At 37.1% G+C, this 24,607-nt stretch carries 24 protein-coding genes and 1 riboswitch; of the genes, 22 read left to right on the top strand and 2 right to left on the bottom strand.

What is annotated here, in order from left to right; all coding sequences use genetic code 11:
• The first annotated feature begins 9 nt into the window (after positions 1–9).
• The 21 genes from GPZ88_RS09490 (at position 10) to GPZ88_RS09395 (ending at position 20,356) form a co-directional block, all read left to right on the top strand.
• Positions 10–1,578, top strand: coding sequence for an ABC1 kinase family protein (locus GPZ88_RS09490; protein ID WP_157629076.1), 1,569 nt, complete (start codon positions 10–12; stop codon positions 1,576–1,578).
• Between the two features lie 109 nt (positions 1,579–1,687).
• The gene (locus GPZ88_RS09485) at positions 1,688–3,121 is read left to right on the top strand and encodes a 6-phospho-beta-glucosidase (RefSeq protein ID WP_074563813.1); all 1,434 of its coding nucleotides are present in this window, start codon (positions 1,688–1,690) and stop codon (positions 3,119–3,121) included.
• Between the two features lie 97 nt (positions 3,122–3,218).
• Positions 3,219–3,458: a SemiSWEET transporter gene (locus tag GPZ88_RS09480; RefSeq protein ID WP_014334819.1), complete on the top strand. Its 240-nt coding sequence runs from the start codon at positions 3,219–3,221 to the stop codon at positions 3,456–3,458.
• 191 nt (positions 3,459–3,649) lie between these two features.
• Positions 3,650–3,955 (top strand): hypothetical protein, encoded by a 306-nt coding sequence (locus GPZ88_RS09475; protein ID WP_157629074.1) that lies wholly within the window; start codon positions 3,650–3,652, stop codon positions 3,953–3,955.
• A 128-nt stretch (positions 3,956–4,083) separates the two neighbouring features.
• Positions 4,084–4,410, top strand: a complete 327-nt coding sequence (locus GPZ88_RS09470) for a hypothetical protein (RefSeq protein WP_074639060.1) — start codon at positions 4,084–4,086, stop codon at positions 4,408–4,410.
• 16 nt (positions 4,411–4,426) lie between these two features.
• Positions 4,427–4,765 (top strand): hypothetical protein, encoded by a 339-nt coding sequence (locus tag GPZ88_RS09465; protein WP_074533738.1) that lies wholly within the window; start codon positions 4,427–4,429, stop codon positions 4,763–4,765.
• Between the two features lie 218 nt (positions 4,766–4,983).
• The gene (locus GPZ88_RS09460; RefSeq protein ID WP_021142392.1) at positions 4,984–5,301 is read left to right on the top strand and encodes a PTS cellobiose transporter subunit IIB; all 318 of its coding nucleotides are present in this window, start codon (positions 4,984–4,986) and stop codon (positions 5,299–5,301) included.
• Between the two features lie 50 nt (positions 5,302–5,351).
• On the top strand, positions 5,352–7,325 hold the full coding sequence (locus GPZ88_RS09455; protein WP_166044245.1) for a BglG family transcription antiterminator: 1,974 nt from the start codon (positions 5,352–5,354) through the stop codon (positions 7,323–7,325).
• An 18-nt stretch (positions 7,326–7,343) separates the two neighbouring features.
• Positions 7,344–7,658 (top strand): PTS cellobiose transporter subunit IIA, encoded by a 315-nt coding sequence (locus GPZ88_RS09450; RefSeq protein ID WP_004231937.1) that lies wholly within the window; start codon positions 7,344–7,346, stop codon positions 7,656–7,658.
• A 22-nt stretch (positions 7,659–7,680) separates the two neighbouring features.
• Positions 7,681–8,193, top strand: coding sequence for a hypothetical protein (locus tag GPZ88_RS09445; RefSeq protein WP_166044243.1), 513 nt, complete (start codon positions 7,681–7,683; stop codon positions 8,191–8,193).
• 38 nt (positions 8,194–8,231) lie between these two features.
• Positions 8,232–9,557: a PTS cellobiose transporter subunit IIC gene (gene celB, locus GPZ88_RS09440; RefSeq protein ID WP_021142389.1), complete on the top strand. Its 1,326-nt coding sequence runs from the start codon at positions 8,232–8,234 to the stop codon at positions 9,555–9,557.
• Between the two features lie 259 nt (positions 9,558–9,816).
• Positions 9,817–10,080 carry a hypothetical protein gene (locus GPZ88_RS10390; protein ID WP_240915089.1) on the top strand — a complete coding sequence of 88 codons (264 nt, stop codon included), beginning with the start codon at positions 9,817–9,819 and terminating at the stop codon, positions 10,078–10,080.
• 66 nt (positions 10,081–10,146) lie between these two features.
• The gene (locus GPZ88_RS10385; protein ID WP_240915088.1) at positions 10,147–10,590 is read left to right on the top strand and encodes a helix-turn-helix domain-containing protein; all 444 of its coding nucleotides are present in this window, start codon (positions 10,147–10,149) and stop codon (positions 10,588–10,590) included.
• Entirely contained in the window at positions 10,577–11,146 is a 570-nt protein-coding gene (locus GPZ88_RS09430) for a sugar O-acetyltransferase (protein WP_074563804.1), read from the top strand. The genes GPZ88_RS10385 and GPZ88_RS09430 overlap by 14 nt, the downstream gene beginning before the upstream one ends.
• A gap of 1 nt (position 11,147) precedes the next feature.
• On the top strand, positions 11,148–11,852 hold the full coding sequence (locus GPZ88_RS09425) for an SDR family NAD(P)-dependent oxidoreductase (protein WP_240915087.1): 705 nt from the start codon (positions 11,148–11,150) through the stop codon (positions 11,850–11,852).
• A gap of 44 nt (positions 11,853–11,896) precedes the next feature.
• Positions 11,897–12,733 (top strand): aldo/keto reductase, encoded by an 837-nt coding sequence (locus GPZ88_RS09420; RefSeq protein WP_166044239.1) that lies wholly within the window; start codon positions 11,897–11,899, stop codon positions 12,731–12,733.
• A 125-nt stretch (positions 12,734–12,858) separates the two neighbouring features.
• Positions 12,859–13,677 carry a Cof-type HAD-IIB family hydrolase gene (locus GPZ88_RS09415; protein WP_039696819.1) on the top strand — a complete coding sequence of 273 codons (819 nt, stop codon included), beginning with the start codon at positions 12,859–12,861 and terminating at the stop codon, positions 13,675–13,677.
• Between the two features lie 24 nt (positions 13,678–13,701).
• The gene (locus tag GPZ88_RS09410; protein WP_166044237.1) at positions 13,702–14,355 is read left to right on the top strand and encodes an SGNH/GDSL hydrolase family protein; all 654 of its coding nucleotides are present in this window, start codon (positions 13,702–13,704) and stop codon (positions 14,353–14,355) included.
• Between the two features lie 95 nt (positions 14,356–14,450).
• Positions 14,451–15,953 carry a glycoside hydrolase family 1 protein gene (locus tag GPZ88_RS09405; protein ID WP_166044235.1) on the top strand — a complete coding sequence of 501 codons (1,503 nt, stop codon included), beginning with the start codon at positions 14,451–14,453 and terminating at the stop codon, positions 15,951–15,953.
• 126 nt (positions 15,954–16,079) lie between these two features.
• A complete protein-coding gene (locus GPZ88_RS09400; protein ID WP_166044234.1) occupies positions 16,080–19,430 on the top strand; it encodes a GBS Bsp-like repeat-containing protein in 3,351 nt (1,116 codons plus the stop codon).
• 104 nt (positions 19,431–19,534) lie between these two features.
• A complete protein-coding gene (locus GPZ88_RS09395; protein ID WP_166044383.1) occupies positions 19,535–20,356 on the top strand; it encodes a Cof-type HAD-IIB family hydrolase in 822 nt (273 codons plus the stop codon).
• A 34-nt stretch (positions 20,357–20,390) separates the two neighbouring features.
• Here GPZ88_RS09395 and GPZ88_RS09390 read toward each other — a convergent pair whose 3' ends face one another.
• Both GPZ88_RS09390 and pdxR read right to left on the bottom strand, forming a co-directional pair.
• The gene (locus GPZ88_RS09390; RefSeq protein ID WP_166044232.1) at positions 20,391–21,722 is read right to left on the bottom strand and encodes an alanine/glycine:cation symporter family protein; all 1,332 of its coding nucleotides are present in this window, start codon (positions 21,720–21,722) and stop codon (positions 20,391–20,393) included.
• Between the two features lie 134 nt (positions 21,723–21,856).
• Positions 21,857–22,034: riboswitch (glycine riboswitch) on the bottom strand.
• Positions 22,035–22,214: 180 nt separating this feature from the next.
• Positions 22,215–23,615, bottom strand: a complete 1,401-nt coding sequence (pdxR, locus tag GPZ88_RS09385) for a MocR-like pyridoxine biosynthesis transcription factor PdxR (protein ID WP_157629066.1) — start codon at positions 23,613–23,615, stop codon at positions 22,215–22,217.
• A 105-nt stretch (positions 23,616–23,720) separates the two neighbouring features.
• Between pdxR and pdxS the strand changes: the two genes are divergently transcribed.
• On the top strand, positions 23,721–24,596 hold the full coding sequence (pdxS, locus tag GPZ88_RS09380) for a pyridoxal 5'-phosphate synthase lyase subunit PdxS (protein WP_074964605.1): 876 nt from the start codon (positions 23,721–23,723) through the stop codon (positions 24,594–24,596).
• Positions 24,597–24,607 lie beyond the last annotated feature (11 nt).

Raw genomic sequence — 24,607 nt, 5'->3', positions numbered from 1 at the left:
TGGTGGGTTATGTCAGGTAGACGCTTAAGAGAAATCATTGGTGCCTTTAGTTCAGTAGGGTTAACCTCTTTAATCGAAAAAGGAAAAGCAGCAGAAGATAAATCAACACCTCGTAAGCTTCGCTTAGCTTTTGAAAAATTAGGTCCAAGTTTTGTTAAAATTGGTCAGATTCTTTCGACAAGAAGTGATATTTTTCCAGAAGCTTATGTTAGAGAGTTGAGCAAGCTACAAAGCAATGTGCTTCCGCTGCCAACAGAATCGGTCATGGAAGCCATAGAAGCAGAGCTTACTGGTCCTGTTTCCGCTTATTTTTCTGAAATCAGACCTGAGCCACTAGCGAGTGGCTCAGTTGCTCAGACACACCGTGCTCGTTTGCTAAATGGTAAAGACGTTATCATCAAAATTCAACGCCCAAATCTGCCAGAAATTATCGAGGAAGACTTGACACTTTTGATTCGCCTTTCAAGACGTATCCCAAAAGCATTTCTTCCAATGGTAGACTTACCTGAGGTTTTGCAGCAAATCAAAGAAAGCTTGACGCGTGAAATTGATTTTCGCAATGAAGCTCAAGCTATGATTACCTTTGCTGAATTGAATCAATCAAGTAAATGTATTGCTAGTCCAGAAGTCTATGATGAGTTTACAACGCCTCGTTTAATCGTTGAAGACTACGTTTCAGGTATTCCGATTAATCACTATGATGAGTTGATTAAGGCAGGTTATGACCTTGAGGACATTGGTCGAAAACTCATGCTTAGTTTTATTAAGCAAGTCTTCAAAGACGGCTTTTTCCACGGTGACCCTCACCCAGGCAATCTCTTTATCTCAGATGGTAAGATTTATTTTATTGATTTTGGGATTATGGGAAAACTTGATAATGGCATGCGCGTAGCCTTAAATGATATTCTTTACAGCTTTACGGCACAAGACGTTGAAGGCATGATGAAAGGCATTTTGTCTGTCACAAGTTTTGATACCTCAATGAACAAGTCAGCTCTTGCCCAAGACGTGGAACGCATGCTGGCTAAGTATTCTAGCCTAGATATCGGTGTCTTATCTATCACAGATTTGATTGAGGATTTGTTAAATGTCTTTGTCAAAAATGGACTCAAAGCGTCACCGCAGATTACCATTTTAGAAAAAGCCGCTCTGCAAATTGAAGGCATTTTTCGTGAGCTAGCTCCAGAAGTTGACCTCATGACACTTGCTAAGAATTATTTCTTAGAAAATATGGGACCTGACATGCTTAAGCAAGCTTTGAACAAAGAAACCTTGCTTATCGAGCTATTTTATCAACTAAAAAATGGTAAGAATATCCCACGTCGTCTCAATCAACTCTTGGAACAAGTCTTAAATGGACGTATTTTAGTTAACCATGATTTATACGATTACACCAACCGTATTAAGTTTTTTAATCGTGTGGTTAACCGCTTTGTTTTGAGCCTGCTCTTTTTTGCCGTATTGATAAGTGCGACGATTTTGAGTTTTAATCAAAACTTAGAAATCCTATCAAATGGCCTTTTTGGCTTAGCTTTTGTGCTTTTTTTGTGGGACCTTGTCCTGATTCTCAAAAAATAAAAATGAAACAAGATAGAAGGAATTTCCTAATGACTTAGGAAATTTTTTCTATTTTTATTTTTGTAACCGCTTGCTATAATGACAATGTATTAAACAAGGAGGATATGTAATGGCTAAGTTACCAGATAATTTTTTGTGGGGTGGTGCAGTTGCTGCTCACCAACTTGAAGGTGGATGGAAAGAAGGAGGAAAAGGTCTCAGTGTTGCTGACGTAATGACAGCTGGTCGTCATGGTGTTCCTCGTGAAATCACTGACGGTGTGGTTGAAGGTAAATATTATCCAAACCACGAAGCAATTGATTTCTATCACCACTATAAAGAAGATATTGCTTTGTTTGCTGAAATGGGCTTCAAATGCTTCCGTACATCAATTGCATGGACACGTATTTTCCCAAATGGTGATGAATTAGAACCAAACGAAGCAGGTTTGCAATTCTATGATGATTTGTTTGACGAATGCTTGAAACACGGCATTGAACCTGTTGTTACTTTGTCTCACTTTGAATTGCCATATCACTTGGTTAAAGAATATGGTGGTTTCACAAACCGTAAATTGGTTGATTTCTTTGTTCGTTTTGCTGAAACATGTTTCCGTCGTTACAAAGACAAAGTTAAATATTGGATGACTTTCAATGAAATCAATAACCAAGCAAACTACCAAGAAGATTTTGCACCATTTACAAACTCTGGTATTGTCTACAAAGAAGGCGATGATCGCGAAGCGATTATGTATCAAGCCGCTCACTATGAATTGGTAGCATCTGCGCGTGCGGTTAAAATTGGTCGTGAAATCAACCCTGATTTCCAAATTGGTTGTATGATTGCCATGTGTCCAATTTACCCTGCAACATGTAATCCAAAAGATATCCTAATGGCACAAAAAGCCATGGAAAAACGTTATTACTTCACTGATGTGCATGTTCATGGCTTCTACCCAAATCATATTCTTAAATACTGGGAACGTAAAGGTATCAATGTCGATGTGACAGAAGAAGACTTGGCAGATTTGAAAGAGGGAACTGTTGATTACATCGGATTCTCTTACTACATGTCATTTGCAATCGATTCTCACCGTGAAAATAACCCACACTTTGACTACCTTGAAACAGAAGATTTGATTAAAAATAAATACGTCAAAGCGTCTGAATGGGGTTGGCAAATTGACCCAGAAGGTCTTCGCTATAGCTTGAACTGGTTTACTGATATGTACCACTTGCCACTTTTCATCGTGGAAAATGGTTTCGGTGCTATTGACCAAGTAGAAGAAGACGGCATGGTTCACGATGATTACCGCATTGATTACCTTGGTGCTCACATCAAAGAAATGATTAAAGCTGTCGACGAAGACGGTGTTGATTTGATGGGATACACTCCATGGGGTTGTATTGACCTTGTCTCAGCAAGTACAGGTGAAATGCGCAAACGTTATGGCTTCATCTATGTTGATAAAGATGACGAAGGTAACGGTACTTACAAACGTACACCAAAATTGTCATTTGACTGGTATAAGAAAGTCATTGCTTCAAACGGTGAAGAAGTCTAAAGTTATTCATTAAGTTATTATTTTGAAACCTTTGTGGGGGTGTAATCTCTTACCCTACGAAGGTTTTTACATGGTTATAAGAAGAGAGTAGGTCTTTATGATTGGGTATATTGCGGCTTGTTTGACAACGTTTGGTTTTTTGCCACAAATGATCAAGGTTTTAAAAACCAAAGACGTTGAATCCATTTCACTTGGCATGTATACCATGTCAGTCACTGGGATGGCATTGTGGTTGGCGCATGGAATTTCCGTTTCAGATCCAGCTTTAATTGTTGCCAATACCATCTCAGTTGCCTTAGCAGGAATTATCCTTATTTGTAAAATAATTTATAAATAATTTTTAAAAGTCTTTGAAATGTTGTGATATCAATGTTTTGGAGGCTTTTTTGCAAAAGAATTCCAGTGGATTCTTCCTATTTAATTTCTGAAAAGAAGCCTTACAGAAAATAATTGACAGGGCTTTCAAAAAGGATTATAGTAATCGTATAATTTGAGTGTTCCGTTAGGAACAAGGAGGTGAGGGTTATTATGGTGACAATTTTAGCAATTATTTTTGGGTTTTTGTTAATCTTTGCGATTGTTCGTGTTGTCCAAATCAAAATGGGCGTGACCAAACGCTTTGGTTACCATTACACCATTACCATGCATCATGGACTGAAGTTACCAGATTTGAGAAAAAATCATAATCTCAGAGGAAAAATTAAGATTATTTCAGTGACAGATGATACTTGTATGGTTCAATCAAAGATTAATGATACTGAGCTGAAAACAACCTTGATGAAAGATTATGGTTTAGATTCTACTCAGGTACTTGTCGAAGAAGTTCAAAAATAGGTGTATCTAAAAAGTTAATATTTATGGCATTTTGTTTTAAAAAATAATTGTTTTTTTGTATAAATATCTTATAATGTCAATGAAGTTTTAAGAAACGCTTCAGAATAAAAGGCATAAGGAGATTAACGATGTTAGAAACAGTAGGAATTATTGTAATGCTTGCTTTTATTGCAGCTGCCATTTACACAGTTCATGCAAAACTATGGGTGACAAAAACTTTTGGTTATAACTACGTAGTGGTGGTGAAAGATGGGGTAACATTGCCTGATTTAGCAAGTAATGCGCACCTTAAAGGAAAAGTTAGAGTTGTTGGCTCATCAGATGATACTTGCAGTGTTCAATCACACCTCAACGATGTGGAATTGAAAAAGATTTTAATGGCAGACTATCGCTTATCAGATGAGCAGGTCTTTATTCGCCCAGCACAACTATCAGGTGCACTTGGTATGATGTAGGATAGGAGATGTAAAAATGCTTCACTTTAATTTATGGCTTGTACTTTTTTTAGTAGCAATTGCAGCTGCTTGGTTTGGAACAAGTAAATATCGAAAAACTTATGATAATCAAGGTGAACAAATGGGAGGCCCCTATATTATCAAGTTTTCAAATCTTGATAAGCAGCCAGATATTTTAACAAATCAAAAAATTGCTGAAACAATTCAACTGCTTCACAAGGACTCTAAAGGCTATCGTGTATATTCTAAGGTGAATGATGAAAAACTTAAAAAGCTAATTATCAATGAGTTAGGTTTGCAAGAAAATCAAGTTTCTGTAATTTACACAAAACTATTTATTCCAGCTTTCTTTTAGAGAAGTCAGACTAGTTTTCTAGTCTGTCTCTTTTTTTCTAAAAAAACAAGTATTTTCCGTAGTGGGAATTTTTCAATGCGGAAAAAAGCTAGATTTTACAGTAATTTCCGCAATAGTAGGAATTTTTTCCGTATTGCAAAGGAAAAAGAATGCGTTTACATAATGGATGCGTTTTCATATAATATCATTGTAAACAAAAAACAAAGGAGATTCACATTATGGCTAAACAAGCTTTAATTATCTGTGCAGGCGGTATGTCATCATCAATGATTGCTAAAAAAACGATGACATACCTTCAAGAAAAAGGTGAAGACATCGAAATGGATGCCGTTGGTGTTCCGGAAGGTCAAAAACGTATTGAAGCTGATAAATATGATTTGTATCTTGTCAGCCCACAAACAAAAATGAACTTCAAACAATTAGCAGATGCTGCTGCTAAGAAAAACAAACCAATCGTTCAAATTCCACCACAAGCTTACATTCCAATTCCAATGGGAATTGAAAAAATGGCAGCTTTGGTGAAAGAAAACATCTAATGCCTAATGTGATATAATAGTTCTATTGTTGTTTGGAGGTGTCCTTTTCTGTGTTAAACAAAAAAGAAAAGCAAATTATTCAATATCTAACAAAAGATAAAGAACAATTTGTAACTAGTAAAGAACTAGCAGCGCACATGGGATGTTCGGATAGAACAATTAGAACTTACTATAAAACACTTGTTGAAAAATTAGATTTTTACTCAGGCATTGATTTGATTTCCAAGCAAGGTTATGGCTATAAGCTAGACATCGTAGATGATGATGCTTATGCTGATTTCTTAGAGGAAAATCATATCAATGACCATCACAATAATTACCAAAACATTACGGATATCAATGATCGTTACAATTATCTGTTAAACAAACTTTTGTTTGAACAAAATGAAATTTATTTTGATGATTTAGCAGATGAGTTGTTTGTTAGTCGATCAACATTATCTAGTGATTTTAAAAAGATAAGACAAAAATTTAAACCTTATCATTTGAAAATTGAAAGCAAAGCCAATAAAGGGGTTTACGTCTTAGGACAAGAACGTGATAAACGTCGTTTCATCATGGATTACTTTATTGATTCTGGTTTTATTAACACCATGCATTCATACGTTGATAATGAGTTGCTTAATCAAGAGATTTCTTTTGAAGAGCTAACCATCATTGTTCTGGATGAATGTCGGGAAGGTGGTCTTAAATTATCAGACTTTGTGATTCAAAATCTAGTCATCCACATTGCTTTAGCAATCCGTCGCATTACCGAAGGTTTTCGCATTAGCAAGGTGTCAGAAGATGAACTGGTACTGAGAGGTTTGGCAGAACGTCAAATTGCTGAAAATATTTTAAAACGTGTTTCAGTATCTACGCACATTGATTTTCCAGCAGAAGAAGTTGATTACATTACTCTCCACTTGGTTTCAAAAGGTCACGGGAGTGCTTGTCACATTTCAGAAGTTTTGCAAGAGCAAATGCGTCAGGAATTGATTGACAGTATTGACCAAATTAATCCAACTGTTAAGAATGACTTCCAATTGATTGAGGGCTTGCTTGCTCATCTATCAACCATGTTCATTCGCTTGCAAAGCAGGGTTGTTATGGAAAACCCTTTGACAGCGGAAATTCAAGCCAATTATCGCGACATGTATCAACTAGCTGAACGTGTTGTAGCTAATATGCCAACTTTCAGTGCTTACACTTTATCACCAAATGAAATCGCCTACATTGCTCTGCATTTTATGGCTGCCAAAGAAAGATACAAAGAACAACGTAAATACAATGTTCTGGTCATCTGTGCTACGGGATACGGCAGTGCTCAAATGCTTAAGAGCCGAATTGAAAACGAGCTCGGGAACTTGGTTTCAATTACGGATGTGATTGGCTATTATGAAATCAATGATGAAAAGTTAAAAGGAATTGATTTTATCGTTTCTTCTATTGACTTGTCAAACTTGATTTTCAATATTCCAGTCTTTACGGTTTCAGTTTTCTTAAATGATGAAGAGTTAAAGGATATTAAACAGGGAATTTCTCATTTGAATAGGTCTTTACCAAATCTAGTAGATCGTCAATCAGAACTCAGTGTAAGCGATGTATTTGACGATTACTTCTCAGAAGACTATTTCTTTCTACTATCGGACGCTTCAAAAGAAGAGGTATTGCAAAAACTAGCTCAGAGCATTTCACAAAATGAAAATGAGCAATTTGAGGAACGACTTCTTAATATGATGAAACAGCGGGAATCTATGAGTTCCATCGTATTCGGGGAAAATATTGCCGTACCTCATCCTTTGAAAGCCGTCGGTAGCAAACATCATTTTGCAGTAGCGATTGTTAAAAATGGTGTGAAATGGGATAAACAATATCCATCAATCAAAATTATCTTTTTAATGTCAATGTCAATTCATGATAATGATGGACTACCAGAGTTGACATCTGCCATTGTTGATTTGGTTGATAATCCAAAACTTCAAGAACAAATGTTAGCTTGCCAATCATTTGATGAATTTAAAAAAATATTTTTAACGATTTAAAAAGGAAGTAGGAGTTATATGAATTCAGAAGAATTGCAAGTTGCAGCATTTGAGATTATCTTAAATTCTGGTAACGCACGTTCAATCGTCCACGAAGCATTTGATGCTATGCGTGATGGAGATTACGCGCTAGCAGAAGAAAAGTTGAAAGAATCAAATGATGAACTGCTAAAAGCACACCAATCACAAACTCACTTGTTACAAGAATATGCAGGTGGTAAAGAGATTAATGTTGAAATCATTATGGTCCATGCCCAAGACCATTTGATGACAACAATGACACTTCGTGAAGTGGCGCTTGAAATGTTAAATCTGTACAAAAAACTTGGTTAGTTAGGCAAGAAAGGGGATAGCTATGGCTGCTTTAACAGAGAAAGAAAAAAGAGAATTAGATGCTACAAGACGTGAAAATGGGATTAAAAACATGTATTACACGCGATATTTTCTCATTCGTTATGTGGTTGCTTTCTTCTTTTTCATCAATCTGTACTGGATCTTGATGTTCTTATCTGCTAGTAACTTCAGCTTAGTTATCATTCCAGTTCTTATGGCTGTCTTTGGTGCCATTTGTATGTGGGAACAATCGCGAATGTATTCAAGGGAGCAAAAGCCTGCGGTTAAAACGCAATTTTATTTCCAAACGATTATTGCATTAAATGTCATTTTAATGATTGCTACTTTATTTAATCAATATCCATACTTTTATCCATTCTTGTCTGAAAATGGTACGACTCAAATTTTCCTTCTTGTGGTGCTTTTACTCGGGATTATGATTGCATCATGGATGTTAGTAAAACTTGGACGTATCAATCGAAATGCAGACAAACAATATTACCGCATTCAACAATATTTGGCATCAATTAATTAGTTTATAAAAAATTCAACAGTTTTTAGGAGGAGAAGAAAATGTTTGAATTCTTAGAAAAGTACTTGATGGGGCCAATGGCTAAAGTATCTGCTTGGCGTCCTGTCCGTGCAATTGTTGCCGCTGGTATGGCCAGTATTCCATTTACTATCGTGGGGTCAATGTTCCTTGTCTTGAGCATTATTCCACAAGCCTTTCCAATTCCTGCCTTAGCCACTATTTGGGCAAACTCAGTTGATAAGATTGCACCGCTTTACTTGCAAGCTTACAACTGTACAATGGGTATCTTGTCTTTATACTTTGCCATTGTTATTGGTTATGAATACACAAAGATCTTCGCTGATGAAGATGAACTTGATGTAGATCCAGTTTACGGTGCTTTGCTTTCAGTATTTGCATACTTCTTGACAATTCCACAACTATTTGTCAAAAATGGTGCATTTGAATATTTGAACGTTAAAGGTGCTACTATCAATGGTTGGACTGTTGGTGGTAACAGCCTAGACCGTTTGTCAACTTCAGGTATGTTTACAGCTATTTTGATGGCACTTCTTGCTGTACAACTTTACAAAACTTGTATTAAACGCAATTGGGTTGTAAAAATGCCAGAAGCTGTTCCTTCAGGTGTTGCTCGTTCATTCTCAGCTTTGATTCCAGCAGCAGTTGTTGCATTTGTTGTTCTTATCATCAATGGTATCTTCATTTCACTTGGTACTGATATCTACAACGTTGTTGCTATTCCATTTGGATTTGTTAAACACATCGCAAACTCTTGGCTTGGTATTGTTGTTATTTACCTTCTTGTTCATGCTTTGTGGATTGTTGGTATTCACGGTGCTAACATTGTCATGGGTCTTGTTAACCCAATCCTTTTGTCAAACATGGCAGAAAACGTTGATGGAGCTCACATCGCATTTGCCGGTGAATTCTCAAACTCATACGTTATCATGGGTGGTTCTGGTGCAATGCTTCTTGCCTGTGTATGGCTTGCAGTAGCAGCTAAATCATCTCAACTTAAAATGCTTGGTCGTGCAGCTATGGGTCCTGCAATCTTCAATATCAATGAACCACTTATCTTTGGTCTTCCAGTTGTATACAACCCAATTCTTGCCCTTCCATTCATCTTGGCACCAATCGTGAGTGCTTCAATCGCATATTGGTCAATCAAACTTGGTTTTGCCGCTGTATCTATCATTCAAACTCCATGGCCAACACCAATCGGTCTTGGTGCTTACATCGGATCAGGTGGTAACATCGGTGCCGTTATTACAGCTCTTGTTTGTGCTGTAGCAGCATTCTTTGTTTGGTTCCCATTCCTTAAAATGTATGATTTGAAACTTCTCAAAGAAGAAGGCGTAGAAGCTTAATAAAAATTAAGAGCGGGTTTTCCCGTTCTTTTTTTGTCTTGGGTAAAATAATCAAGATTTTTTAATACTATTTAGGTTGGATAGAATAATTAGATTTTATGTGTATATTATAAGAAATCTTACTGGTTCTTTTTGGTAGTTTTCACTAGAATTTGGTAATAATTCAATCTAATCTACGAAATTGAGCATGATTAGTGTACAAAAAAAATAATTTTTTAGTACAATTCAATTGAGAAATGAATAAAGAGGAGGTGACGAAGTGTCAAACGCGATTACTCGAAAAGAGATAGATTATCAGGCTTTTTTAAATCGTGAGAGAAAGAAACGTCATCATCGTTATGATGAAGAATTGAGACAATATATTTATCTTAAAAATGGTGATTTAGAAAATGCTTTAACAGCTACTAAACAAATGTTCCAGTCAAATTTGACAGGGCATCTATCGGAAAATCCAGTTAGAAATTACCAATATCTTTTTGTTGCTTCTGTTACGCTCGCCACGCGCTTTGCTATCCAAGGTTGACTGGATGAAGAAGTTGCTTTTAATACCAGTGACCTTTACATTCAAAAAGTTGATAAGATTGATAATGTGCCAGATATTTTTGAATTACAAGTTGAAATGTTTACGACTTTCACAAAACTTGTCAGGCAAAGTAAGCTTGATCAAGCTAAAGCTTTACCTATTTTACGCTGCATAGAATACATAGAGTTGCACTTACATGAGGTGATTCATTTATCTGATTTGTCTAAGCATACTGGTTATTCAAGTAATTATATTTCAAAATTGTTTAAAGAACGAATGAATCAGTCTGTTAAGTCTTATATTCAAACTCAAAAAATTTCAGTTGCAAAGAACATGTTGTTAGAATCTGATTATTCATTACTGGAAATATCAGAAACACTTGCTTTCAGTTCGCAGAGCTATTTTACAAAAATATTTAAAAAAGTGACTGGTGAAAAACCACTTGATTACCGTGCAAATCACCTCACTGATGCTATTCATTCGAAAGGAGTCATAGATGACAGAACTTGAAAAATTAGAGGCTGGTTTACCTTATTGTTTTACGGATCCAGATATTGAAAAAATCAAAAAAGAGGCTTTACGAAAATGTCAAGTTTTAAATGCTATCGATATTTTAGACGTAGAAAAAAGAACAGCTGCAATAAAAGATTTATTTGGATCAGTTGGTGAGGATGTTTCGGTTTTTCCAAATTTTAATTGTGATAATGGAAAAAATATCCATGTTGGTGAGCATTTTTTGATGAATTATAATGGCATTATTTTAGATGTGGCAGAAGTTCGTATTGGTCATCACGTTATGATTGGTCCAAATACTATGATTACTACGGTCAATCATCCACTAACCCCACAAGGCAGACGTGACAATCTTGGTATTGCCAAGCCAGTAATTATTGGTAATGATGTTTGGATTGGTGGAAATGTTACGATTTTGCCAGGTGTAACTATTGGAAATAATGTTGTAGTGGCAGCAGGTGCTGTGGTTACAAAAAATGTTCCAGATAATTATGTAGTTGCAGGGGTCCCAGCGAAGCTTTTAAAAACAATTGAAAATGATGTGGAGAATTGATATGACTAAATTAAAAGGACAAGTTGCTATTATTACTGGCGCAAGTTCAGGAATTGGCCGCGCAACAGCTTACGCATTAGCATCTGAAGGTTGTCACTTAGTATTGACAGCTAGACGTGAAGAACGGCTAAAAGAAGTGAAAGAAAAATGTGAAGCAATGGGAAGTAAGGTTGTCTATTACGTTGGTGATGTTTGCCAAGAAAAGACAGCTATTCAAACAGTTTCATTAGCAATTGAAACCTTTGGAAGGATTGATATTTTAGTTAACAATGCCGGTATTGGTAAATTAATTCCTTTGGTTGAATCAACTAGTGATGACTATTACGAAATAATGGATACTAACGTTTTTTCATCATTTATTTTTTCAAAATATGCAGCTATCGAAATGCTGAAAAAACGTCAAGGTAAAATTATTTTCGTATCTTCTGTAACTGGTCATGTTGGTCATGGAGATGAAACAATTTATACGATGACAAAATTTGCTCAGCGCGGATTATCACAAGCGATTGATAAAGAATTACGCTCACAAGGAATTAAAACTTGTGTTGTTTGTCCAAGTGCTACAAAGACTGAATTTGAAGTTGGTTATGGAAGAACGAAAGAAAGTGTAGAAGCAGCACATTGGGAGACAGCAGATGATGTCGCTCAAGGAATTCTGTATGCTTGTAAGGCTGAGAATACAGTCTGGGAAATTCGTATGAGGTAATAATTAAAGTTTAACTATTGAAAAAGAATATGGGAGAGTACATAATGGAAAATTATCTTTTAAATGATGGAAACCTTATTCCAAAACTTGGTTTTGGAACTTGGCAATCTAAAAATGGAGAAGAGGCCTATCAAGCTGTAAAGACTGCGTTGAAAGTTGGTTACCGTCATATTGATACAGCAGCAATTTACGGAAACGAGGAAAGCGTTGGTCAGGCTATAAGAGATAGTGGCATTGATAGAAAAGAGATTTTTGTAACCACAAAACTTTGGAATAATGTTGGGAACTATCAAGAAGCTAGGGAAGCTATTGATACTTCATTAGAAAAGTTAGGCCTTGACTTTGTTGATTTGTACTTAATTCATTGGCCAAATCCGCTTGCTTTCAGGGAAAACTGGGAAGAAAGAAATCGTTCGATTTGGAAAGCAATGGAAGAGGCAGTAGCAGCAGGAAAAATTCGCAGCATAGGTGTCAGCAATTTCTTACCACATCACTTAGAAGCCCTTTTAAAAACAGCAAGGATTAAACCAAGCGTTAATCAAATTAGACTTTCACCGGGAATTTATCAAAAAGAAGTAGTTGATTTTTGCAATCAAAATGACATTTTAATTGAAGCTTGGAGTCCATTTGGTCAAGGGGATGTTTTTAATCACCCATTCTTAAAAGAATTGGCTGAAAAATATCAGACATCAGTTGCTAAGTTGGTTTTAACTTGGAGCCTTCAACAAGGATTTCTTCCATTACCAAAATCTGTAACTCCTAAAAGAATTGAGAGTAATTTTGATGCTTTTGGTGTGACTATGTCAGATGAAGATATGGATAAGTTAACGAATTTAAAAGTTGAGTCTAGTGCACCTAATCCTGATCAAGTGGATTTTTAAAATATTTATGGAAAGATGATTTTTAAACTAAATCATCTTTTTTCGTGTCATAGTATCATTTTTTCTGAATATACTCAAAGCTTTTTTCAGAAAGCTAGCGTATAATGGGGGACAAGGAGGGTGTTATGACAGTAAAAGTAATTGCAACTGATATGGACGGAACCTTTTTAACAGATAAAAAGACTTATGACAAGGTTTTATTTGATCGTTTGTTTGATCGTTTTATGGCAGAAGGCATCAAATTTGTGGTGGCAAGTGGTAACCAGTATCGTCAGATTATCCAACAATTTCCTAAACACAAACATTTAATGTCTTTTGTGGCTGAAAATGGCGGTCACATCATTGAAAATGGTCGAACTTTGCAGGAAGAATTTGAAACAGTAGAAGCCATTTCTGCTTTGGTTAATTATATCGAAAAACATTATCCAGATACGGTGATTAACTTGGCAGGAAAGGCATCGTCATACTTGCCAATGTCGACACCGAAAAAAATCAAGGATTTGCTTAGCTATTATTTGCCTGTTTTAAAATACGTTGATAATCTACATCCAATTCCTGAGGATGATTATTTTAAAGTCACTTTACTGGTTCGTGATGAATTGACTTTCCAAGTGAGAGATGAAATTAACACTTTATTTGCGGATTATCAACTAACGGCAACCTCTAGTGGTTTTGGTTGTATTGATGTCATTCCATCGCATGTGCATAAAGGAACTGGCCTTGATTTCTTGCTCAATCACTGGGGCTATGGTCCTGAAAATCTGATGGTTTTTGGTGACGGTGGCAATGATATTGAGATGTTAAAACTGGCTAAATATTCTTTTGCGATGGCAAATGCTCCGCAGGAAATTAAAAACGTAGCCAACTATCAAGCTCCGTCAAATCAAGAAAATGGTGTTTTGCAAGTTCTTGCTCGTCATTTCTTGAATGAGTCAGATTTGTGATAGAATAGTCAAAAAGGAGAAAAAATGACTGATTTTCAAGAACTATATCACAAAGCTGATGTGATAGAATTTCGTAAGCAAATCTTAGCTGACCAACAAGCACAGTTGTGGGAAAAATACGACGCTTTGAATCAACTGGTAAAACAGCCAAATGTTGTCTTTGCTGGAGATTCTATCACTGAGTTTTTTCCTATTCATGAAATGCTGACGTCGGATTTACCGCTTTATAACCGCGGTGTTCATGGCATCAACAGTTTGCAGCTTTTAGAACATCTGAATACACAAGTTTTAGATTTGAAACCAAGTAAAGTTGTTCTCTTGATTGGGGTTAATGATTTAAAGACCAGACAGCCAGAAGAAGTGCGTGAAACGATTGAGACTATCATAGCTACTATTCAACAAAAGTTGCCTGAAACTCAGATTATCTTGCTTTCTGTTTTTCCAATGAATGAGTCACCAAGATTCGTCCGCACACCAAGTCATCGTAATAATGATAGTATCAATCGATTAAATGCTTTGTTGTCTGACTTGTCAGGAGATGGTGTGACATACCTTAATCTTCATGGTGCTTTGTGCGATGAAAGTGGTGAGTTGCCACTAAATCGTACGGTTGATGGCCTTCACCTTAATGTCGATGGTTATCGTGTGGTGTCTGAGATTTTGTCAGCGTATTTGTAGTGGGATAGTATCATTTTCCAAGATAATAATGCAAGATTGCGCTTTCAAATAACGGTATACTATTATTGTACTTAATTGAAAGAGGGAAAAGATATATGACAAAAGCATTTCCAAAAAACTTCCTTTGGGGCGGAGCAATTGCTGCTAACCAAGCCGAAGGTGCTTATAACGAAGATGGTCGAGGACTTGTTGCAACTGATGTGACAACTGGTGGGTCAGTCAATGCGCCACGTTACATGACTTATATCGACAAAGATGGTAAACCTGGTAAAGCGCCAGCTATGGGCCATAATGGTAAGATTCCTGAAGGCGCTAAATACGCCGTGCTCGATACAGAGCATTATCCAAACCATGTGGCTGTTGATTTTTATCACCGTTACAAAGAAGACATCAAGTTGTTTGCTGAAATGGGTTACTCTGTTTTTCGTTTGTCAATTTCTTGGGCTCGTATTTTCCCAAATGGTGATGACAAAGAACCTAACCAAGCAGGGCTTGATTTCTACCGTTCAGTCTTTGAAGAATGCCGTAAATACAATATTGAACCTTTGGTTTCAATTTGGCATTTTGATACGCCATTGGCACTTGAAGAAAATTATGGCGGTTGGAAAAATCGTAAGCTGATTGATTTTTATGTGCGTTATTGTGAGGTTATTTTTAACGAATACAAAGACTTGGTTAAATACTGGTTAACTTTCAATGAAATCAATAACACAACCATGTTCCTTGATATGTTTGGTTCAAAAGCCAGTGATGCTGACTATCAAGAAGGTTATCAAATTCTTCACCATCAATTTGTAGCATCAGCTAAAGCTGTTCAAATTGGGCATGCCATCAATCCTGATTTCATGATTGGTAATATGATTTGTGGTATTACATTTTATCCTGGCACATGTGATCCAGCAGATATCCTTGCTAATGAACACAAATGGCAATCAGGCATTTACTACTGTGGTGATGTGCAAGCAAAAGGAAAATACGGTACCTATGCCAAACGTCTCTGGAAAGAACACAATGTTGAATTGGATATTACAGAAGAAGACCTTGAAGATCTGAAACGTGGTACGGTTGATATGTATACTTTCTCATATTACATGTCAAATAATGTGACAACTCATACTGGTGGTGAGCAAGTTTCAGGTAACTTCTCAGCAGGTGCTAAAAATCCTTACTTGACTTATTCTGATTGGGGTTGGGCGCATGATCCAATGGGACTTCAATATTATCTTGAAAAAATCTATGACCGCTATGAAATTCCATTGATGGTTGTTGAAAATGGTCTTGGAGCCTTTGATACTGTTGAAGAAGATGGCTCAATTCACGATGATTATCGCATTGATTATCACCGTGCACATATTAATGCCATGGCAAATGCTATTGACAACGGTGTTGACCTTATTGGTTACACTACGTGGGGTTGTATCGATATCGTCTCAGCTGGTACAGGTGAAATGCGTAAACGTTATGGTTTCATCTACGTTGATATGGATGATGAAGGCAATGGAACCCTAAATCGCACACCAAAAGACAGTTTCTACTGGTATAAAGAAGTTCTTTCAACAAATGGCCAAAAAGCCATTGATGAAGCAAGTGAAGATTAAAACTGATAAATAAATTCCTCGCTCTTTTAGCGGGGATTTTTTGAAATAAACGGAAAATAAGAAAGCGCTTTTTCATAAAAAGTGATAGAATAAACTTAAAGATTAAAAAGTTTATTGGAGATTATTATGAGAGTTAAAGGTCACGGAACAATAAAAAAATCAAAAGCCTACGGTGTTATTGGAACACTTTTGTTATCAGGTGTCTTGCTGACGGCTATTGGAGCTGGTGGTGTTTGCGCTGATGAAGTGCAAGCAAGTACGAGCGCCACTGTTAATAGCGTGTTAGCTGATGTCAATAGTGAAAATTATCAGGCTGATGCTGGTTTGTCTGAAGAAACTAGTGATTTGCCAGAAAATGATAAGGCAAATGAGCTTAATTCTGAGTCAGCATCTAGTTCAATTAATGGTGAGCAAAGTACGACAACTACTGAGCAAACAGAAGTAAATGACGATAAATCAGCAGTTACTGATGGCAGTAATTCCACAGGTGCTGAGTCTGAGCAGGTTGACAATCTTTCTGAAAATCAAACTGAGTCAATCGTTGATGCTAATGCTAACAGTCAGCTTACGGATGAATCACAAAACGTTAAGCTTGAAATTACTGCTAATGACAATCAAAAACTTGTTGCTGAACGCAGAGCAACAGGAAACGCTACAGACGAAGTAACCAGTGCGACCTTAACGAACAAAGGTTTTGATATTCAGTACAACCAGACCATTCCAGCAGGTGCTAAAATCATGTTTGCCGTTTGGTCTGAGGTCAATGGTCAAGATGATCTTATTTGGTACACAGCTGATAGCAATGGACATGTCGTAGCCAAATACACTGGTTCATACGGAAAATACAATATCCATACTTACCAAAATCTCAATGGTCAAATGATTGGTTTAAATGGTCGTACCATTGATGTTCCAAAACCAAGTGCTAAGGTCACAATCACAAAAGTCAATGGCACAACTTACAAAGTGACAGTCAGTGATATTCCAGTTTACATCACTAGTATTCAACTACCAACTTGGACAGAAAAAGGTGGTCAGGATGATATTCAGTGGTATAGTACTACTCAAAATGCTGACGGCACTTTTACAAGAACCTTTAGTATCGCTGAGCACAACCTAGAAAGTGGTAAATATAATGTCCATGTTTATGGGACAAGTGCAGTTACGAATTCATTGACTTGTTTAACAGGCACAAGCTTCCAATCTGATTACCATTTCAGTGATGTTCATGTTCAACCAACTTTGACAGCAAATGGTATTCAAATTAGCATGCCAAGTGATGTTAGCTCAGATATGACCGTTTACCATGCTGTTTGGTCAGCCAAAAATGACCAAGACGATTTGATTTGGTACAAAGTTCCAGCTAATGGTCAACTGATAGCTAAGTATACTGGCGATTATGGGACATATCTTATTCACACCTATGCTGTTGTTAAGGGAAAAATGGTATGTATCAGTGCGACAAGTATTGATGTTCCAAAACCAAGTGCTAAAGTGACAATCACTAAAATTAATGAGACAAGTTACAAAGTGACAGTTAGTGATACCCCAATATACATCACTAGTATTCAACTACCAACTTGGACAGAAAAAGGCGGTCAGGATGACATCCAGTGGTATAGCACTACTAAGAACGCCGATGGCACCTTTACAAGAATCTTCAGTATTGCTGAACACAATCTAGAAGGTGGTAAATACAATGTTCATGTCTATGGAACGAATGCAGTTACGAATTCCCTAACTTGTCTAACAGGAACAAGCATAGAAGCTGATTACCATTTCAGTGATGTTCATGTTCAGCCAACTTTAACGACTAACGGTATTCAAATCAGCATGCCAAGCGATGTTAGCTCAGATTTGACCGTTTACCATGCCGTTTGGTCAGCCAACAATGATCAAGATGACTTAATTTGGTACAAAGTTCCAACCAACGGTCAACTAACGGCTAAGTATACTGGCGATTATGGGACATATCTTATTCACACCTATGCTGTTGTTAAGGGAAAAATGGTATGTATCAGTGCAACAAGTATTAACGTGACAAAACCAGAAGTAAGGGTTCAAATTGAAAAGTTAACAGACTATTCTGCAAAAGTAACGGTGACAGATGTTCCAGTTTATGTTCATGATATTCAATTACCAACTTGGACAAGTAAAAATGGTCAAGATGATATGAAATGGTATCATGCTACTAAGCAAGAAGATGGCTCTTATGTCTACACTTTCTACGCTAAAAATCATAAGTTTGAGTCTGGACATTACAATGTTCATGTTTATGGTACAAATGAAGTCACTCATTCCTTTACATGCCTTTCAGGCTCAGACGGTGTTGATCTAATTTTTAATGAGTCACTAACAAAACCAACAGTAGTTGTTCAAAATTACGATGCTTCAAAAGGTAGCTTAGAAGTTGTGATTGCGGAAACAGAGTCTTCAAAAGACATTTCTAGTGTTACAGTGGCTGCTTGGTCTGATTCTGCACAGAAAAATCTTCATTGGTATACAAGTTCAAACGTTTCAAACGGAAAAGTCATTATTACGGTTGACGAAAAATATCATCATAACATTTCTGCAGACTATACGGTCCATGTTTATGTTAAGACCAAAGATGGTGAAACTGTTGGTTATAACCTTGGTCAATATGCTTTTAATAACAAGGAAGTAACCACTAGTGTTTCAACGACTTATAAAGGAACTGGTGTTTACGGTGTTAATGTTTCTGGTGTTTACTCAAATGGTACTGTAAAATATGCCGTTTGGTCTGATGTAAATGATCAAGATGATATCAGATGGTATGATGCGACAACATCAGGGTCAAATGCCACAGGACTAGTTAATGTAGCTAATCACTCTGGGACAGGAACTTATCACATTCATGTTTACCAATCTGATAACGGACAAATGTATTTCTTGACATCAACAGAATTTACAGTCAAACGTACGAACTTCAATACACCTTATTACAATCAGCGTGATGGACGCTGGGCAAATATTACTTTTGGAGGCTATAGAATGGCTTCAACAGCTTGTGCCCCAACTAGTGTAGCTATGGTTGTTTCTTCATTAACAGGAACGGAAATTTTGCCGACAACTGTCTGTGCTTATCTTTACAACAATACAGTCGAATTCAATCGTGGTGATGCTGGAACAACTGGACGAGGTGTCGTGATTGCAGCGCAACATTGGGGAATGACAGCAACGGTAATTCATAGTTCATCACAATTGTCAGAGGCATTAAAAGAAGGACACCACGTTCTGGCTGCTGTTCAACAAGATAAGTTCTCACCTTGGGGATTTGGAACAAGTCACGAAATTGTTCTTAAAGGGTATTCAAATGGAAATACTTACGTTTATGACCCATATAATGCAGCAAACAACGGTTGGTATCCTATCGAATGGCTTTGGAGAGAACAAAGTACCCAATCAGGTGATATCAATGGTTTAGGCAATCCATTTGTCAAAGTGAACGATATTTAAAATGAAAAGGAAGTATTTATACTTCCTTTTTTTACGTCGTACTTTTGCTAAAGTTTTTTGAAACTGCTATCATGGTATTAGAAAAAATTGAAATGGTGAAAAAGATGATAAAACTCATAGCAGTGGATATGGATGGGACTTTTTTAGATGAAAAAGGTCAATTTGATGCCAAGCGTTTTGATCAGCTATTGGATGAGCTGGATAAAAGAGAAATTCTATTTGTCGTGGCGACTGGTAATCAAATCTCACGAATGAAGATTGTTTTTGGAAATTTGGCAAATCGTTTGGCCTATGTTGTTGGTAATGGTAGTCATTTGCTTGTTAAGGACGAGACGATTTACCTGAAAAATCTAAGCGCGCAGCAATTGCAGCACTTTTTACAATACTATGAGAATCATTTTGATGACTATCATATCGTGATTTCATCGCCAGAGCATTCTTATATGACCAAAGGAGCTTACACCTGCCAGAATCTTGGTAATGCAGAACGTCTGAAGTATTACAATGCCAGCTTTCCAAATGTGATTTTACTTGATAATATGCTTGACTTGCCACATGAAAAGATTAATAAAATCACCATGCAGCTCCCAATGACTTTGTTTGAAAGTGTTAGTCAGGATTTTAGAAAAGAATTTCCTGATTTAGTGCCAATGGCAAGCGGATTTGGGGCTATTGATGTGGTTTTGCCTGGTGTTGACAAAGCGCTAGGGATAAAAGAGCTGATGGCCTTAAAAGGCATTTCAGCTGATCAGGTCATGACATTTGGAGACGGTGATAACGATATCGCTATGTTACGCTTAGCGAAATATTCTTATGCCATGGAAAATGCTAGCAAGACAGTGAAAGCAGCTGCAAACTTTATAGCACCATCGAATGCTAAATCAGGTGTTTTTCAAGTGATTGAACAATACCTAGAATCACATTAAAAAACACTCCTGAAATCGTTCAGGAGTGTTTGCTTTATTTCATGCGAGCAAAATAGTTTTTTGTTTCACGGATAATAACTGGTGACAGAGCAAGCAGAGAGATAAGGTTTGGTAGAGCCATGAGGCCATTAACGATATCAGCAATAATCCAGATAAGCTCAAGCTTCAAGAAACCACCAAGAGCAACCATGATAACAAAGATTACTCGGTAAAGTTTAATGTGCTTTGTTCCAAAAAGAAACTCAAAACAGCGTTCACCGTAATATGACCAACCAAGAATAGTTGTAAAAGCAAATAGAACAAGACAGAAAGTCAGAGCTAGTGCTCCTGGAGTTCCAAAAAGAGAAGAGAAGGCAGCTTGTGTTAACGGAGCACCTTCAAGACCTGCAACTGTCCATTTTTCAGTTACGATGATTGAAAGTCCAGTTAATGTACAGATGATGATTGTATCAATGAAAGTACCAGTCATTGAGATAAGCCCTTGTTCCACAGGCTCTTCAGTTTTTGCAGCGGCAGCAGCTATTGGAGCTGAACCTAGACCAGATTCATTTGAGAAGACCCCACGCGCGATACCTTTTTGGATGGCTTCTTTAACAACGGCACCAGCAAAACCACCGACAGCAGCTGTACCAGTAAAAGCACCAGTGAAGATTTGACCAAATGCTGGAAGAATTTGATCAAAGTTTGTAAAGATGACAGCTAAAGTTGCAAGGATGTAGATAATCGCCATGAAAGGAACAACTTTCTCAGCAACTTTTGAAATTGATTTGATTCCACCGAAGATAATGATGGCAACAATTACAGCAACAACAATACTTACAATCTGTGGCGCTAAGCCAAATGAATTTTCAAGTGATGAAGTAATTGAGTTAACTTGTGAGAAAGTACCAATACCAAAGTAAGCAACAAGGATACCAGCGACAGCAAAGAAGATTGCAAGTGGTTTCCAGCGTTTGCCCATACCATTTAGGATATAGTACATTGGTCCACCAGAAACTTCGCCGTTATCATCGCGTGTGCGGTATTTGATAGCAAGAAGTCCTTCAGAGTATTTTGTTGCCATTCCAAAGAAAGCAGCAATCCACATCCAAAAGAGGGCTCCAGGACCACCAGCTTTGATAGCTGTTGCCACACCAACGATGTTACCAGTACCTACTGTTGCTGCAAGAGCAGTAGCAAGAGCGGCAAAACTAGAAATATCCCCTTGACCTTTATCATCTGCGAAAATTAATTTAAAGGCTTTAGGTAATTTTAAAACCTGGAGTAAGCCAAGACGAACAGTTAAATAAATCCCTGTTCCCACCAAGAGAATAAGCAGTGGGGCACCCCAGACAATATCATCTAGCATTGTAAAAAAGTTTAGCATATACGAATAAGTCTCCTATAAAACATAGCGTCCTATGATGCCAGTTAGAATAGAAAAAAGGAGTTATCGTAGTGATAACTCCTGAAAAGTGATAAGAAGACTGACAAAGATAATACACCTTACCTGTTAATCGATTCTTATCTTCTGTCCTTTTGCCTGAGAGTTTGAGCTAGATGTGTGTCTAGCCTTGCCCCTTCGGCGCCTATCTAGTTCTTTCATGTTAGTATTACAATACTCAGTCCTTAAAAACATACTAACGAAAGGTCACTAGTGTCATTTAAAAAATGACTAGGTCTCTCCAGAAGTCCGTCCATCACCCAGTCCTGTCTATGACACCTGAGAGCGTAACTCCTTCGGCGAAAGGCAAGCTTTCTTCTCCTGAATGACATCATTCGGTTTGCTATTTGATTTGAATACTATATTAAAGCAAAAACCGAACTTTGTCAATAGTATTTTTTGAATTGTTTGGAAAAAATATAAATTACAAAAAAATCAAAGAATAATTTGCGATAAAATATTAATGATCTTTTCGATATCTTGATTAGAAATATTAGCATAATTAACGATGAAAGACTTGTCAAAGTGCTTGTTTTCCCCTTGATAATAGTGAGAAATAGCTGTCATTTGCAAGCCATTTGCCAGAGCTTGCCTGCAAATGTCATCTTCTGCTAGGTCACTTTTAATGGTCATAATAAAATGCAAACCAGACTCTTCTTCATGAATGCTGATGTGATTTTTGAGAGGACTGTCTAATAATCTTTGAATCAGACTGTCACGTTTTTTTTGATAAAAAAGTCGCATACGATTTAAATGCTTTTCAAAATAACCGTCGTTGATAAAGTAAGCAAGGGTGTATTGTTGTAAGTTTGAGACAGTGTTATTGTAAAAGCTAAGTTGCTTTTCAAAGCGTTCCAATAATTGCGGTGGCAAAATCATATAACTAATACGTAAAGTTGAAGCCAAGCTTTTGCTAAAAGTGTTGATATAAATGACTTTTCCAAGGCTATCAATCTCTTGAAGGCTAGGAATCGGTAGCCCTTGAAAACGAAATTCACTATCGTAATCATCCTCAATGATATAACGATTGCCTTGATTTGCCCAACTTAAAAGTTCATAACGTTTGCTGATAGATAAAATAGCTCCTGTAGGAAATTGGTGCGAAGGAGAAAGGTGGACAATATCGGCATCTGTTTCTTTTAGTTGTGACATACTAAGTCCGTCATTTTCCATATCAATGAAGGTTTGTTTGACCTGAAATTGCTGATAAATTTTACGGATTTTTGAATAACTTGGCTCTTCTAAAGCAACTGTTTTATCAAGCCCAAGTAATTGAATGAGAATAGTATACAAATACTCGGTTCCTGCACCGATGATAATTTGTCGAGGGTCGACAGCCATTCCACGGTAATCGTTTAGGTGTTTAGCAATAGCTTGTCTTAGTAGTAGTACACCTTTACTTGGTGAGGGGTGAACAAGTTCATCTTGGCAGTTATTCAGAACTTGACGAACAATTTTTGACCACGTAGCAAATGGAAAGGTTTCGGAATTGGTCTGGTTATTACTAAGTCGCAGATAAGTTTTGGCTTCATCTGGCCTGCTTTCTGGATTTGAAAGTAACCTTATGGTTTTTTCAACGGGCGGATGGTGTGGATTGATTTCTGAAACGAAGAATCCTTTTTTAGCTTGACTGTAAATGTAGCCTTCAGCTTTTAATTGTTGATAGCTGGTTTCAACCGTAACGATAGATATACCAAGGTGTTTGGCAAGGTTACGTTTTGATGGTAATTTTTCTCCAGCTTTTAAAATCCCAATGGTAATATCTTTTTTGATTGCACGATAAAGTTGTTCGTAAAGGGGAATAGCACCTTTTTTATCCAATGAATATGTAAGCATAACATCTCCAATCTGACCCTATAAAAAAGTTTTTAAGTGACGCTTGATACCATGTCAGTTTTTATTATAATGAAAAGCAACAAAAAAGTAAATGAGGTATTTCTAATGACAAATCAACGTTATCAACTCAACAAACAATTGGCCCAAATGCTTAAAGGTGGTGTTATCATGGATGTCACAACACCAGAACAAGCGAGAATCGCTGAGGCAGCAGGTGCCTGTGCCGTCATGGCACTTGAAAGAATTCCAGCAGATATTCGAGCAGCTGGTGGTGTTTCGCGCATGAGTGATCCTAAGATGATTCAAGAAATTCAAGAGGCTGTTTCTATTCCAGTTATGGCAAAAGTTCGTATTGGTCATTTTGTAGAAGCCCAAATTCTTGAAGCCATTGAAATTGACTACATCGATGAAAGTGAAGTGCTATCACCTGCAGATGATCTTTATCATATTGACAAGACTCAATTTGACGTACCATTTGTATGTGGGGCTAAAAATCTTGGTGAGGCTCTTCGACGTATTGCAGAAGGCGCTAGTATGATTCGTTCAAAAGGGGAACCAGGTACTGGTGATGTTATCCAAGCTGTGCGTCATTTACGCCAAATGAACCGTGAAATTGCTCGTTTAACTTCTCTTCGTGAGGATGAACTCTATCAAGCAGCAAAAGAATTGCAAGTTCCTTATGATTTAGTCAAAGAAGTTCATGAGACTGGAAAATTACCAGTTGTTTTGTTTGCGGCGGGTGGTGTGGCTACGCCAGCAGATGCTGCGTTGATGATGCAACTTGGTGCAGAAGGTGTTTTTGTTGGCTCTGGTATTTTCAAATCAGGTGACCCTGAAAAACGTGCTCGTGCTATCGTTCAAGCTGTGACAAATTATCAAGATAAGAAATTACTTGCCAAGTTATCAGAAAATCTCGGCGAAGCCATGGTCGGCATTAACGAAGAAGAAATTCAATTACTTATGGCTGAACGTGGGATTTAGAAGGAGGTTGA

Source organism: Streptococcus ruminicola (assembly GCF_011387195.1).
Classification (GTDB): domain Bacteria; phylum Bacillota; class Bacilli; order Lactobacillales; family Streptococcaceae; genus Streptococcus; species Streptococcus ruminicola.
Note: the sequence above shows the minus strand (reverse complement) of the source record. Positions and strands in the feature narration are given on the sequence as shown.